14 protein-coding genes are annotated in these 13,559 nt (G+C 43.2%); 10 read left to right on the top strand and 4 right to left on the bottom strand.

Features of this window, described 5'->3' with window-relative positions; genetic code table 11:
• Positions 1-4: 4 nt before the first annotated feature.
• Positions 5-721 carry a pseudouridine synthase gene (locus tag NST59_RS13730; protein ID WP_341040761.1) on the top strand — a complete coding sequence of 239 codons (717 nt, stop codon included), beginning with the start codon at positions 5-7 and terminating at the stop codon, positions 719-721.
• Between the two features lie 277 nt (positions 722-998).
• Here NST59_RS13730 and NST59_RS13725 read toward each other — a convergent pair whose 3' ends face one another.
• Positions 999-1,220 carry a DeoR family transcriptional regulator gene (locus NST59_RS13725; RefSeq protein ID WP_008356419.1) on the bottom strand — a complete coding sequence of 74 codons (222 nt, stop codon included), beginning with the start codon at positions 1,218-1,220 and terminating at the stop codon, positions 999-1,001.
• Between the two features lie 373 nt (positions 1,221-1,593).
• Positions 1,594-2,892, bottom strand: coding sequence for an NCS2 family permease (locus NST59_RS13720; RefSeq protein WP_039180738.1), 1,299 nt, complete (start codon positions 2,890-2,892; stop codon positions 1,594-1,596).
• A 95-nt stretch (positions 2,893-2,987) separates the two neighbouring features.
• Here NST59_RS13720 and pepV point away from each other — a divergent pair, with 95 nt between their 5' ends.
• Positions 2,988-4,388 carry a dipeptidase PepV gene (pepV, locus tag NST59_RS13715; RefSeq protein ID WP_341040759.1) on the top strand — a complete coding sequence of 467 codons (1,401 nt, stop codon included), beginning with the start codon at positions 2,988-2,990 and terminating at the stop codon, positions 4,386-4,388.
• 29 nt (positions 4,389-4,417) lie between these two features.
• On the top strand, positions 4,418-5,035 hold the full coding sequence (locus tag NST59_RS13710) for a Type 1 glutamine amidotransferase-like domain-containing protein (RefSeq protein WP_341040758.1): 618 nt from the start codon (positions 4,418-4,420) through the stop codon (positions 5,033-5,035).
• A gap of 56 nt (positions 5,036-5,091) precedes the next feature.
• On the opposite strand, the gene cysK is transcribed toward NST59_RS13710, so the two are convergent.
• Positions 5,092-6,021 (bottom strand): cysteine synthase A, encoded by a 930-nt coding sequence (gene cysK / locus NST59_RS13705; RefSeq protein ID WP_144516138.1) that lies wholly within the window; start codon positions 6,019-6,021, stop codon positions 5,092-5,094.
• Positions 6,022-6,115: 94 nt separating this feature from the next.
• On the opposite strand from cysK, the gene thpR reads away from it, so the two are divergent.
• The 4 genes from thpR (at position 6,116) to NST59_RS13685 (ending at position 9,692) form a co-directional block, all read left to right on the top strand.
• Entirely contained in the window at positions 6,116-6,667 is a 552-nt protein-coding gene (thpR, locus tag NST59_RS13700; protein ID WP_341040757.1) for an RNA 2',3'-cyclic phosphodiesterase, read from the top strand.
• Between the two features lie 25 nt (positions 6,668-6,692).
• Complete coding sequence (locus NST59_RS13695; RefSeq protein ID WP_126681460.1) at positions 6,693-7,628, top strand: hypothetical protein; 936 nt, start codon at positions 6,693-6,695, stop codon at positions 7,626-7,628.
• Between the two features lie 48 nt (positions 7,629-7,676).
• Positions 7,677-8,606 carry a YegS/Rv2252/BmrU family lipid kinase gene (locus NST59_RS13690; RefSeq protein WP_039180720.1) on the top strand — a complete coding sequence of 310 codons (930 nt, stop codon included), beginning with the start codon at positions 7,677-7,679 and terminating at the stop codon, positions 8,604-8,606.
• 285 nt (positions 8,607-8,891) lie between these two features.
• Complete coding sequence (locus tag NST59_RS13685; protein WP_039183266.1) at positions 8,892-9,692, top strand: phosphotransferase family protein; 801 nt, start codon at positions 8,892-8,894, stop codon at positions 9,690-9,692.
• On the opposite strand, the gene NST59_RS13680 is transcribed toward NST59_RS13685, so the two are convergent.
• A complete protein-coding gene (locus tag NST59_RS13680; RefSeq protein ID WP_025092409.1) occupies positions 9,689-9,964 on the bottom strand; it encodes a YtzH-like family protein in 276 nt (91 codons plus the stop codon). The genes NST59_RS13685 and NST59_RS13680 overlap by 4 nt on opposite strands.
• A 188-nt stretch (positions 9,965-10,152) precedes the next feature.
• Here NST59_RS13680 and trmB point away from each other — a divergent pair, with 188 nt between their 5' ends.
• The 3 genes from trmB to NST59_RS13665 all read left to right on the top strand — a co-directional run bounded on the left by trmB (position 10,153) and on the right by NST59_RS13665 (position 13,530).
• On the top strand, positions 10,153-10,794 hold the full coding sequence (gene trmB / locus NST59_RS13675) for a tRNA (guanosine(46)-N7)-methyltransferase TrmB (protein ID WP_024424866.1): 642 nt from the start codon (positions 10,153-10,155) through the stop codon (positions 10,792-10,794).
• 115 nt (positions 10,795-10,909) lie between these two features.
• Complete coding sequence (locus NST59_RS13670; protein WP_341040755.1) at positions 10,910-11,758, top strand: YtnP family quorum-quenching lactonase; 849 nt, start codon at positions 10,910-10,912, stop codon at positions 11,756-11,758.
• Between the two features lie 74 nt (positions 11,759-11,832).
• Positions 11,833-13,530 (top strand): NAD-dependent malic enzyme, encoded by a 1,698-nt coding sequence (locus NST59_RS13665; protein ID WP_081258405.1) that lies wholly within the window; start codon positions 11,833-11,835, stop codon positions 13,528-13,530.
• Positions 13,531-13,559: the final 29 nt, after the last annotated feature.

Here is a 13,559-nt window from a genome sequence, read left to right as displayed (position 1 = left end):
ATTCATGAGGCTTGATAAATTACTTGCTAACAGCGGCTTTGGTTCAAGAAAAGATGTGAAAAAGCTTGTCAAGGCCCGGGCGGTCACAGTGAATGGAGAAGTGGCGAAGCAGGTGAAAGATCATGTTGATCCATCAAATGATGAAGTGCTCGTACACGGAGATCGTGTAGAATATAAAGAATTCATTTACTTAATGATGAACAAACCGGACGGGGTGATTTCAGCAACTGAAGATCTGCGGGATGAAACGGTTGTGGATTTACTCGAGCCGGAGGATATCGCAAGGGAGCCATTTCCTGTGGGGAGACTGGATAAGGATACGGTCGGTCTCCTTCTCCTCACAAATGATGGACAGCTTGCTCATCAATTACTTTCTCCAAAAAAGCATGTGCCAAAAACGTATGAAGTTCATTTGAAATATCCTTTAGGTGATCAAGACATTAAGCGTCTTGAAGAGGGTGTTGTTATCTTAGATGATTATCACACGAAGCCGGCGAAGGTCGAAGTCGATGCGAATGAAGAGGAAGATACACGCATCCGATTGACGATTACTGAAGGGAAGTACCATCAAGTGAAGCTGATGGCCCAAGCGGTGGGAAATGAAGTGATCTTTTTAAAAAGGCTCACAATGGGGGCTGTCTCATTAGATGAAGATCTAGCACCTGGAGAGTACCGTGAATTGACGGATGAAGAATTAGACAGCTTAATGAATCGTGAATAACATAAGAACAAAAGAAAAGAAACGGCATATCGCCGGTTCTTCAGCGTGTAGACAAACCCTCGCATTCTTTGTCAGTCCTGCGCGCTGGTGCTCACGAATGTTAAATTCGCTCCGCTCCAGTACTCGTCCTTCCTAGACTTCAAAGGTTTTCTATCACGCTGAAAAGAAGACAAAGAGCTAAAATAAAAATCATTTTAGCTCTTTGTCAACAATCTGCAAAAGAAAAGAACCGGCATATCGCCGGTTCTTTTTGTTATATGGACAATTCATTATACGCTTAAGATGATATTTTTACTTTTTTTCTCGTTGTTTCCCATTTGCCTCTGCTTGGACTATGAACAAGATCGTTATAGGCAAGCACGTTTAAGTCTCTTTGAATGGTTCTAGGTGTGATCCCGAATTCATCAACCAGCTCTTGTGTCGTCACAAGACCTTTCTCTTGAATGAACATATAAACTGATTTAATTCGAGTCATCATACGGTTTGTTGAAGGTTTCAAAAAACCACTCCCTATCAATAAGATCGGATGGACTTGACTAACCACAACTTACTACACTAAAACTGCGAAATAAGGACATGCAACAATGGTAAATGTTCGTGTTTCTTAATGTTTTATTCTATTATACACGTTATTATGCATCTAGTTCCACCAAAAAGTCAACTTTACGTGTTTTTAAACTTGTCTTCATGAAATGAAATATGGTATATATCATGATTTGAATCCGGTTACAACCCAATAATGATAAGGGATACGATAGAAGCTGCCACGTTCAAACGTTCGAAAAATAAACTCAGAAAATTTACAAAATAAAAAATTCAGTGAAGGCCAAAAAAGGCACATTCCATGTAAGGATGTGCCTTTTCTGTTTCTGTTATCCTTCTAAGAAAAAGAGCTGAATGAAAAATAACACCGCAAAGATGAGAACAAGCACATGTACTTCTCTCCATTTCCCTTTCGCCAATTTCACAAGCGGATATGAAATAAATCCAAGTGAAATTCCTGTAGAGATACTAGAAGTCAGCGGCATCGAAAGAATGACAAGAAAAGCAGGGAATGCCTCGTCTAGTTCGTTCCAGCGAATGCGTGACACCGAGTTCATCATCAAGCAGCCAACAATGATTAAAACAGGTGATGTGATGGATGGTAAAGACGAAATCGCTTGAACGAGCGGGCCAAAAAATAATGCCACAATAAACAGTGCAGCGACCGTTAAAGAAGTCAGCCCAGTTCTTCCGCCAGCAGCAACGCCTGATGATGACTCAATATAAGCAGTGGTTGGGCTTGTACCAAACATAGAACCAACCGTCGTTGCAGCAGAGTCAGCGAGCAGGGCTCTGCGCACTTTTGGCAGCTGGCCGTTTTTCATTAATCCGGCTTGTTCGGCAACGCCGATCATAGTGCCTGTTGTATCAAAAATCGTCACCAGTAAGAAGGAGAAGACGACAGCATATAAATGATGAGAGAACACATCACCAAAGGCAGCGATTGGATTGGTAATCAGCATGCCTTCAGGCAGTGCAGGGACGTCCATCAGCATTTTAGGGAAATGAAGCTGGCCTGTTGCGAGCGCAATCAATGTAGTCGCTAACATGCCGATAAACAGTGCTCCATTTATTTGCAGAACCATTAATATAACCGAAATCATTAAGCCGACAAGCGTTAAAACGACAACAGGCGAGCTTAAATTGCCAAGCTTCACAAGGTTTTCTGGATCAGCAGCAATGATTCCAGACTGACGGAGGCCGATGAACGCAATGAAAAGGCCGATTCCTGCTGTAATACCGTACTTTAAATTATCTGGAATGGCTTGAATGAGTTGTTTTCTAAGGGATGTTAACGATAAAATAATAAAGAGTATACCAGCAACAAATACCGCACTAAACGCTGTTTGATAGCTGATGCCGCCACCGCCGACAACGGTAAAGGTGAAATAAACATTCAGCCCCATGCCTGGTGCAATGGCAATCGGATAATTTGCAAATAGTGCCATCCAGAGCGTACCGACGACAGCAGCGATGATTGTTGCAGTAAAGACTTGGTCAAAAGGAATACCTGCTTTTGAAAGAATTCCTGGGTTGACGGCAACAATATAGACCATGGTAAAGAATGTCGTCATACCAGCGATGATTTCTTTCTTTATGTTGGTTTGATTTTCTTTTAACTGAAACATAAAATCCTCCATTTACGAACATTATTACAAAACAATTAATATAATATTCGTTTTAAGGGTGGATTGCAACCTTTTTTCAAGGAGGAATGGAAAAAATGAATTGGGAAGCTGAAGTAATACGAAAAAAAGATGACTTGATCAAGGACACACAATCTTTCTTACAAATTGAAAGTGTCCTTGATGAAGAAGGCGGCAAAGAAGGAAAGCCATTTGGTGAAAAAGTTGATGATGCCCTCAAGTATATGCTGAAAAAAGGGGAAGACGAAGGCTTCACAGTCAAGAATGTCGACGGCTATGCAGGTCATATTGAATACGGGGAAGGCGAAGACATCGTAGGTGTGCTGTGCCATGTGGACGTGGTGCCTGCTGGCGACGGCTGGACAACCCCGCCATTTTCAGCGGACATCAGAGAAAATAAAATCTTTGCACGCGGGGCTATTGATGACAAAGGCCCAACCATGGCATCGTTCTATGCGCTGAAGATCTTAAAAGATTCTGGTCTGCAGCTGTCGAAAAAAATCAGAATGATTATTGGAACAGATGAAGAAAGCGATTGGCGCTGTGTGGACCATTATTTCAAGCATGAGGAAATGCCGCAAATTGGATTTGCACCAGACGCCGATTTTCCGATTATTCATGCGGAAAAAGGGATTATTGATGCCATCCTGTCATTTACATATCAACAACCATCGAATCAAAAGCGCTATACGCTTAAGCAATTTACATCGGGTATGAGGCTCAATATGGTGCCAGATGAGGCAGCTGCTACTGTGACTGCTGCACAGGAACACGATGCTGAATCATTAAAAACGGCCTTCGAAGCCTATCTTGCTGATCATCAATTATCTGGTGAGGTAAAAAGCACAGCGGATGGACTGCATTTTACATTAAAAGGGGTATCCGTTCATGCCATGGAGCCGGCGCATGGGACAAATGCGGGCATTCATATGGCGAATTTCTTATGCGGACATGAATTTGATGAGCAGGGACTTTCCTTTACTTCCCAAATCAACGCTTTATTTGATCAGGATACAAGAGGGAAAAAGCTGGGGATTGCTTGCGAAGATGATATTAGTGGAGATTTGACATTGAATGTTGGAACAATCCGCTATAAACAGAATGAGGAAGCAAAGCTAGGGTTAAATGTCCGCTATCCAGTAACTGCAGACGGCAAGGACGTCAAAAAAGGAATTGAAAGCATCAAAGGGGCGTCCCTTCTAAAATTCGAAGACAGCCCTCCGCATCACGTCTCAAAAGATCATCCGCTTGTGAAAACCTTGCAGCGGGTATATGAGGAGCAAACGGGAGATCCTGCAACCCTTATTGCCATTGGGGGAGGAACGTATGCGAGATCTTTAGAAGCTGGCGTTGCCTTCGGACCTCTATTTCCTGGCAGACCAGACTGCGCCCATCAAAGGGATGAATATATTGAAATTGATGACTTACTAAGAGCAGCAGCTCTTTATGCACAAGCTATGTATGAATTAGCAAAATAGAAATTGGAAAAGAGAAGAGGGGATTCATAGTGAAAAAAATGTTCTTAAGTTCTTCATTCAAAGACAGCTATTCTCTCTTGTCTGACTTTGCAGGTGAATCATTAAAAGGAAAGCGCGTGACTTTCTTTCCAACGGCAAGTGCTGTAGAAGAAGTCACGCACTATGTGGATGCAGCGAAGGAAGCCTTTCAGAAATTAGGCATGCAGCTTGAGACTGTGCAGATAGATGAACAGTCCGTAGAAGAGATCACACAGATGATCAAACAAAATGATGTGATCTATGTTTCAGGAGGCAACACTTTTTATTTATTGCAGGAGTTAAGAAAGCAGCGTCTCGATGACGTGTTGAAAGAAGAAATCAACAAAGGCAAGCTGTACATCGGAGAGTCTGCGGGGAGTATCATTATGGCGCCGAGCATTGAATATATCTCCATGATGGATGAGCAGGAGAAGGCGCCGGAGCTTTCATCATTTCAAGGTTTCAATGAAATAAGCCGCTATCCAGTACCGCATATGCACAATGCCTATTTAGGCGAGGCTGCGGAGCAAATCATAGAGAAGTATCAGGAGACACTTGATTTATGTCCGCTTACTGATGAACAGGCTTTACTCGTCACAGGGGAGCAGGCTGAGGTGAAATCTATCTAAGCATCTTAACCGTGAAAGAAGAAAAAGGAACAGGGATTCATCGCCCTGTTCCTTTTTTAATCTTGAAAAACATCACTTGATAAGTATCGTTCACCCGTATCTGCTGTCATACAGATCACGATTTGATCTGCCGGCAATTGCTTCGCTGTTTCAATGGCTGCATAGCAAGCCGCCCCAGAGGATGGGCCTACTAAAATTCCTTCAAGCATAGCAAGCTCCCGTGTGATGTGGTACGCATCTTCGTCGCTTACTTGCACGATCTCATCATAGACATCCTCGTTTAAGATGTGGGGGATAAATCCTGGGCTTGTGCCAACGAGCTTATGTTTGCCAGGTTCCCCGCCAGATAAGACTGGAGATCCCTCAGGTTCTGCTACACGGATGGTTAAATGAGGGAATGCCTTTTTTAATTCCTCTCCAGTTCCTGTAATAGTACCGCCAGTTCCAGCTGTTGCGACAAAGGCGCCAAGGGGCTGTCCAAGTTGTTTCACAGCTTCCATGATTTCGACCGCTGTTGTTCCTCTATGTGCATCTGGGTTTGCTCTATTGTCAAATTGCATCGGAATAAAGCTGTGAGGAATTTGAGCAGCCAGTTCTTCCGCCTTGCGGATGCAGCCTGGCATTTTTTCTTCTCCTGGGGTTAAGACGACCTGCGCCCCGTATGCCTTCAAAATATTGATTCTTTCCTTTGTCATCGTATCAGGCATGACAAGGATAGCTTTGTAGCCTCTTGCGGCAGCATTCATGGCTAAACCAATCCCTGTATTCCCGCTCGTAGGTTCAATAATGGTTGCTCCTTTTGTGAGTTTCCCTTGTTTTTCTGCCTCAACGATCATATTGTAAGCCGCGCGGTCTTTGACACTTCCGCTAGGATTAAATGATTCCAGCTTTAAGTAAACAGCCGCCGCATTTTCTGGCTGGAGCCGCTGTAATTTGACAAGCGGTGTATCGCCAATCAGCTCAGCTATATTTTGTGCAACTTTCATCAGATGACACCCTTTCTTCTCATTCCGCATTTCTTTAGTTATACTATCATCAATGGGGATTCGTAAAGTTTGTTAAAAAAGGACAGGTGATATTGTGTCAGAAAACCGTCATTATTTTATAGGGATTCACATCCCTGAACAACTTGCGCATCAAATCAAACAAGACATTGATCAAAGGAGCGGACTGTTCTATCAAAAATGGACAGCACCACATGATTATCATGTAACCCTTGTCTTTTTAGGCGCCATTCCAGAAGAGCGTTTAAAAAAGATCATCCAGCTGCTTGACCTCCTTTCAAATGAAGCATCTGCATTTCCACTAGAGCTGAATGAGGTAGGGCAGTTTGGTGTGAAGGAACGCCCGAGAGTCTTTTTTGCAAAGCCTCATGAAAGTGAGCCGCTCATGCATTTAAGAGAAAAGGTAAAGGAGGCTGTCTTGTCAGCAGGACACCCTGTTGAAAAGAGACCGTTTCATCCGCATATGACGATTGCACGCAAATGGAATGCGGATGACCCTTATGAAGAACAAGCGCCTTTACGCAAAGAGCCATATGTGATGGAGGTTTCGCGTATCACTTTATTTGAAATACGTCCGAAGGAAACCCCTCGTTATCACGCAATCAAACAATTTACATTACATAAATGATTCTAGAAGTTGGAGTGAGCAGCAGATGGCGCAAATTATCAAAATTCAAGATTATATATCACGATATGAACAAGACCCGCATCACTACATCAATCAATTCAATCGGTTGAAAAAACAAAGATGGGACGAGTTGAAAAAGGCTTCAAAAGAGGAGGCGCAGCAACCATTTGACCAAATTCCTCAACAAGCGCCTGAACAGGAGGAAGAAAAGAGAAAGAAATTCTCCTTAAAGAGAAAGCAAAAAGAAGCCGATATGAAAAAGGAACGGGACCTAAGTCTTTTTAACGAGCCGACAGATATAGAGCAAGGGGTTTTCAGAAACGTCCCTACCGATGAAACGAAGCTGATTCACTTTTTTAAGGATCATCTCTTTGAAGTGCAATTAAAATGGGCGAGCTCAACGATTTCACATATTTCAACCGTCTCCCATCATATTCGATATGATGAAAAGCTGCGAATGCTGGCGAGGCAGCTTCCAGATTCTTATTTTGTGATGTACAAGCCGGTGCTGCTCATTCAAAAAGCTGAGATGGAATTATGTCCAATACTCATAACGCCGCTCGAAGTAATCTGTTTATCCTTCTTAGAGGCCGAGCCAGACAGCGTCTATATCGGAACGAAGGAACGTTTTTGGGAAAAACGGGCGACTGGGAAAGCTGTTCAGTCCGTCTTAAATCCTTGTGCAAGCCTTCTGCGTTCTGGCACCGTTGTGTCAAAGATCTTACAGCAAAGTGGTGTAGACCTTCCTGTGAAAAAAATTCTCATCAGCCGAACCTCTTATATTGATTTACCTGAAGTTCCATATGGGATGGAGGTTATCGATAAGAAGAAGGCAGAAGAGTGGTTTGAAAAGCAGCGGAAAAATACGGCGCCGACAAAGCATCAGCAATTTAAGGCGACAAAGGTGTTGCTTGCTTATGGTGAAACAGACAGCAAAAGAAGGCAGGAATGGCTCGATTAAAGGCATGATGGAAGGTCACGAAAAATGAGACCCGAGTGGAGCTAATATATGAATGAATGGTACTTTATCGTTAATCCAGAAGCAGGACATGGAAAAGGACTCCGCACATGGAGGAGCATAGAGAAAGAATTACAAAAGGTGGAGGTCTCTTATCGATCGTTCCTCACCCAGCATGAAGGCCATGCCGAAGTTTTGGCAAGACAAATCAGTGCCATGCAGGATGACAGGCTGAAGCGATTGATTGTTATTGGCGGTGACGGAACGATTCATGAAGTGCTGAATGGCTTAAAGGAAATCGATCATGTGCAGCTTAGTTTTGTCCCTGCTGGTCATTGGAATGATGCTGCGAAGGGTCTCGGTATCCATCGTCATGATGTCCTAAAAGAAGTGAGAAAGCAAAAAAGAATGCTCACCAAAACATTTTCTCTCGGCTCCTTTCAAGATCATGCCGAAAGTCCGCAATCTGTTCTTTTTCTCAATCATATCGGTGTGGGGTTTGATGCACATGTGCTGAGGAAAACGGTGCATTTTAGAGGAAAAAAGTGGCTGAAACGGCTGGGGCTTGGCTTTATCATCTACCCGCTGTCATTTCTCCATTCTCTATGGTCGTTTAAGCCATTTGATCTTGCGTTATTTATTGAAAATGAGAAGAAAGTCTTTCGACAAGTGTGGTTTGTGATCGTATGCAATCACCCGTATTACGGGGGAGGGCTGGAAGCAGCACCGGAAGTGAGTGCAAGGCAGCCAGGTTTTCAAACGATGGTTGTCACAGATTTGAATCCATTCAAAGTCCTCTTGTTTCTAAGTGCAATGGTGTTTCGAAAGCACCTTGGGATGAAGGGGGTTACCCTGTTTCAGCATGAGGAAGCGTACTTAGAAGCAGATGAAAAAATCTTATTTCACGCAGATGGAGAAGTGATCGGTGCAACGCCTGTCTTTGTGAAGGCAAGTGAACGATCCTTAAAATTACGTGCTTAAATAACTTGCGTTATGTCCGCAGTCAAAGAACCATGAAAAAAGGCTTCTTTTTCGTAAGGTTCTTGTCCTGATTTTTTAGTTTTGCTTGACGAGTATAAGAAGGTAACGATAAAATCTATAGGACGGCTATTGTTTAGCATCTCATTCTCAATAGCTGTCCTTTTTGTTTTTATGATCATATAAATAAAAAAAAGAAACAGCCAATTGATCCTCAATCGGCTGAATTTTGTCGACTAAAAAAGCAAGATTTAAAATATTTTAAGAAATGATGGGTTGAAAATTGATATGAACTGGTTGGGACAAATATTAGGTAGCGAATGGCACATCTCTCCGGCTGGAGGCGCTACGGGAGATGCGTACTTCGCAACACACAATGACCAAAAGCTATTTTTAAAACGCAATACGTCACCGTTTCTTGCGGTTTTGTCAGCTGAAGGCATTGTGCCGAAGCTTGTCTGGACAAAACGGATGGAAAATGGAGATGTAATTACTGCACAGCACTGGCTGAGCGGTAGAGAGCTGAAGCCAAAGGACATGAATGATCGTCCTGTAGCAGAGCAGCTAAGAAAAATTCATACATCAAAAGAATTGCTCGATATGCTGAAACGATTAGAGAAGCACTCTCTAGATCCAGAATCCATTCTGATGCATCTAAAACAGTCCATTTTAAACGAGCAAATTGTTTCACAAGACATCACGCTTGCCATTCAGTATTTAGAGAAGCATGTGGAGGCTGTCCATTTTGAGGACAAGGTCGTCTGTCATTGTGATCTCAATCATAATAATTGGCTGCTGACAGATGAAAACCAGCTCTATTTGATCGATTGGGATGGGGCGATGATTGCAGACCCAGCGATTGATCTTGGACCGCTTTTATACCATTATGTTGAGGAAGAGAACTGGGAAAGCTGGCTCTCTATGTACGGCGCCCCGCTGACGGATAATTTGCGAAAGCGCATGGCGTGGTACGTGCTCGCTGAAACCGTATCGTTTGTCGTTTGGCATAAACGAAAAGGGAATGAAAAGGCCCAAAAAGAAGTGCAAGCGGAGCTAAATGCACTCTTAAAAAGGTTAAACATCCATTAAGACAGTGGAATGTTTTCGACCCACTCAGACAGATGTGATTGATGCTCCTCGATATGTGCATCAATTGAACTGACAGAGGTGCCCTTTTGGCTGTAATCATAAATATCTGTTAACAGCTGACGAATGTCGGGATCCAGATCTTCTTTTGCCAGCATTAATTGAATTACGCGTCCCACCTGTTCATATTCTGCAACAGTCCCGCAGCAATCCAGCTGGTGATCGGTTAAAATATCTTTGATTAATTGAAGCTGATGTTGACGGTTTAAACCCATACAAATGCTCCTTTCCTGCGTGTCATTTATGAGGTTAAACTGTGCAATCAGCGCCCAATTTATACATGCGGCAGACCAGCTCAAGCGAAGGGCTGGTCTTTTTATATGGACATAGAAGATGCTGTCTTGCGGGTCTTTATGTTTCATGGTATCTTGATAAAATGTAAAGAAAATAGAGGTGTATCAAATTGAGAATGCGACATAAACCATGGGCTGATGATTACTTAGCTGAGAATGCTCATATTGCTTTAGCAAGTCCCGAGCAATATAAAGGGAAATGGCATGAGCTGTTTGGAAATGATCATCCAATCCATATCGAAGTTGGGACAGGAAAAGGGAGCTTTATTGCTGGAATGGGCAAGCTTCATCCTGATATCAACTATATTGGCATTGAATTATTTAAAAGTGTCATTGTGACGGCAGTAGATAAAATCAAAGAGACAGATGTTGAAAATGTAAAGCTTTTGAACATTAATGCTGAGACGCTGACAGATGTGTTTGCGGAAAATGAGATTGACCGGGTGTATTTGAATTTCTCTGATCCGTGGCCAAAAGCAAGACACGAAAAGCGCAGATTGACGTTTAAAACCTTTTTAGAGCGATATGAACATATTCTTCGTCCAGGCGGTGAATTACATTTCAAAACTGATAACCGCGGGTTATTTGAATATTCCTTAAAAAGTTTTTCTGCCTATGGCCTTCTTTTAACGTATGTCAGCCTAGATTTACATGAGGACGGCTTAGAAGGAAACGTGATGACTGAATATGAAGAGAAATTCTCATCTATGGGACAACCCATCTATCGATCAGAAGTCAAATTCCCAGAATAACAAGTGACACCAAGCTGGCTACAAAAAAAATTGCAGTCAGCTTTTTTTATGAAAAGATTGGTGCATGCGATTTTTGGCTGTATTTGCTACGATAGAAAAAGGAGGGATGACAGCAATGGAGACAATGAAAATAGGTGAAATGGAACTGTTTTGGTTAAACGGGGGAGATACGCACATGGACGGCGGTGCAATGTTCGGTGTCGTGCCAAAGCCTTTATGGTCAAAAAAATACCCGGTTAATGAACGCAATCAAATTGAATTACGATGTGATCCAATCCTCATTCAGTGGAAGGGACTGCATCTGTTAGTGGATTCCGGTATCGGGTCAGGGAAGCTGACAGATAAACAAAAACGCAATTACGGCGTGACAGAGGAAACCAAATTGGAAGAATCTCTAGCGGCCCTTGGTCTGCGCCCATCAGATATAGATTACGTATTAATGACACACCTGCACTTTGATCATGCCAGCGGATTAACAAAACGTGAAGGCGATAAGTTCGTGTCTGTTTTTCAGCAGGCAAAAATCATCACATCGAAAATCGAATGGGATGAAATGAGAGCGCCGAACATTCGCTCAAGAAATACATATTGGAAAGAAAACTGGGAGCCTGTGGCAGATCAAGTGGTCACATTTGAAGAAAGTATTGAAGTGATAGAAGGCATCGAGCTCCACCATACAGGCGGCCATAGCAATGGTCATAGTATTTTAACGCTCACAAGTGAGGGCGAAACAGCGATTCATTTAGCTGATATCATGCCTACACACGCTCATAAAAATCCACTCTGGGTTTTGGCATATGATGATTACCCAATGACGTCGATTCCAGCCAAGCAAAAGTGGCAGGCATTTGCAGAAGAAAAAAATGCGTGGTATTTGTTTTATCATGATGCCATTTATCGTGCTGTAAAATGGGACGAAGACGGGCAGATTACACACGAAATCAAAAGAGAAACAGGAAGATAAAAGATCATCTGTATGTTTTTTTCGCCTTTCACACAAAATAACGACAAAATGAACTTGTGAAAGGAAGAGTGCAGGTGAACCAATTTTATCGTGTACATGGTGATGTGATCGAAACACCATTAAGAGGGATGGAAGTCATGTCAGTCCCTTATTTAAACAAAGGGGTTGCATTTACAAAGGAAGAGCGGAAGGAGCTCGGGTTAAAGGGATTTCTTCCGCCTAAGGTTTTAACTTTAGAGGATCAAGCAAAGCGTGCATATGAGCAGTTCAAGGCACAGCCGGATGAGCTAGGGAAAAATGTGTATTTAACATCACTTCATGATAGAAACGAAGTGCTTTTTTACAAATTACTTAATGAGCACTTGGCGGAAATGCTTCCGATTGTCTACACGCCGACTGTAGGAACGGCTATTCAGCGTTATAGCCATGAGTATCGAAAGCCGAGAGGGCTTTATTTATCGATTGATGATCTAGAAGGCATGGAAGAAATTTTTGCTTCTTATGGTGTTGATGAATCAATTGATTTAATCGTTGCAACTGATGCAGAAGGCATTTTAGGCATCGGAGACTGGGGCGTTGGCGGGATTGCCATTTCAGTCGGGAAACTTGCTGTTTATACAGCTGCAGCAGGCATTGATCCTAGCCGCGTGCTGGCGGTAGTGCTTGATGCCGGGACGAACCAGGAAAGTCTCTTAAATGATCCGCTTTATGTTGGAAATCAGCACTCCCGCGTTCGAGGAGAGCGCTATGATCAGTTCATTGATCAATATGTCGAGCTTGCCCGTGCTACTTTCCCAAATGCACTTCTTCACTGGGAAGATTTTGGTACAAAGAATGCCCGTGCGATATTGGAAAAATATAAGGACCGCATTTGTACATTTAACGATGACATTCAAGGAACTGGCGCCGTTTCACTTGCTGCAGTTATGGCATGTGCAAAAGCTTCGAAGGTCCCGCTGAAAGATCACCGTATCGTCATTTTTGGAGCGGGTACGGCAGGTATTGGCATAGCCGAGCAAATCCGTGATGCGATCGTCAGAGACGGAGTCAAAGAAGAGGAGTCCTATGATCATTTCTGGTGTATTGATAAAACGGGGCTGCTCACAGATGATTCACCTGACATTCAGCCATTTCAAAAGCCGTATGCAAGACGTTCTGACGAAGTAAAGGATTATGCCCGTAATGGTCCAAAGCATTCGATTGATCTATTAGAGGTCGTCAAACAGGCGAAACCTACAATCTTAATTGGCACCTCGACGGTCGGAGGAGCATTTACAGAGGAAATTGTAAAAGAAATGGCGTCACACGTGGAGCGCCCTGCGATTTTACCGATGTCGAATCCGACACCTCTTTCAGAAGCAAAGCCGCAAGATCTGATTGAATGGACTGAAGGACGCGCACTTGTGACAACGGGAAGCCCATTTGATCCTGTTGAATATGGAGGCGTCACATATGAAATTGGACAAGCGAATAATGCCCTTGTCTTCCCAGGTCTTGGTCTAGGCACGATTGTGTCAAAAGCCAGGTTGATGACAGACAGTATGTTTGTTGCGAGTGCTGAAGCCATTGCAAGCATGGTCAATGTGGGGAAGCCGGGTGCAGCGATGCTGCCAAGTGTCGATCAGCTTCGAACCGTTTCAGCAACAGTGGCCGTCCGTGTGGCGCAGGCAGCAATTGATGAAGGAATAGCAGAAGAAACGCCTGATGACCTCATTCAGGCTGTGCAGGACGCGATGTGGCATCCTGTGTACAAAAAAATCAAAGCCATATAAAAAAAGCTTCGCAAGGACATGTCTTTGCG

Source organism: Bacillus sp. FSL R5-0439 (assembly GCF_038008805.1).
In the GTDB taxonomy this organism is placed as follows: Bacteria; Bacillota; Bacilli; order Bacillales; family Bacillaceae; genus Bacillus; species Bacillus safensis.
Note: the sequence above shows the minus strand (reverse complement) of the source record. Positions and strands in the feature narration are given on the sequence as shown.

What these genes read in the sequence shown, in the direction of transcription:
- NST59_RS13680 (WP_025092409.1), bottom strand. Translation starts at nt 9,964, where the DNA reads ATGGGTTTAAACCGTCAACATCAGCTTCAATTAATCAAAGATATTTTA.
- NST59_RS13720 (WP_039180738.1), bottom strand. Translation starts at nt 2,892, where the DNA reads ATGTTTCAGTTAAAAGAAAATCAAACCAACATAAAGAAAGAAATCATC.
- pepV (WP_341040759.1), top strand. Translation starts at nt 2,988, where the DNA reads ATGAATTGGGAAGCTGAAGTAATACGAAAAAAAGATGACTTGATCAAG.
- NST59_RS13670 (WP_341040755.1), top strand. Translation starts at nt 10,910, where the DNA reads ATGGAGACAATGAAAATAGGTGAAATGGAACTGTTTTGGTTAAACGGG.
- NST59_RS13685 (WP_039183266.1), top strand. Translation starts at nt 8,892, where the DNA reads ATGAACTGGTTGGGACAAATATTAGGTAGCGAATGGCACATCTCTCCG.
- NST59_RS13695 (WP_126681460.1), top strand. Translation starts at nt 6,693, where the DNA reads ATGGCGCAAATTATCAAAATTCAAGATTATATATCACGATATGAACAA.
- NST59_RS13690 (WP_039180720.1), top strand. Translation starts at nt 7,677, where the DNA reads ATGAATGAATGGTACTTTATCGTTAATCCAGAAGCAGGACATGGAAAA.
- cysK (WP_144516138.1), bottom strand. Translation starts at nt 6,021, where the DNA reads ATGAAAGTTGCACAAAATATAGCTGAGCTGATTGGCGATACACCGCTT.
- NST59_RS13730 (WP_341040761.1), top strand. Translation starts at nt 5, where the DNA reads ATGAGGCTTGATAAATTACTTGCTAACAGCGGCTTTGGTTCAAGAAAA.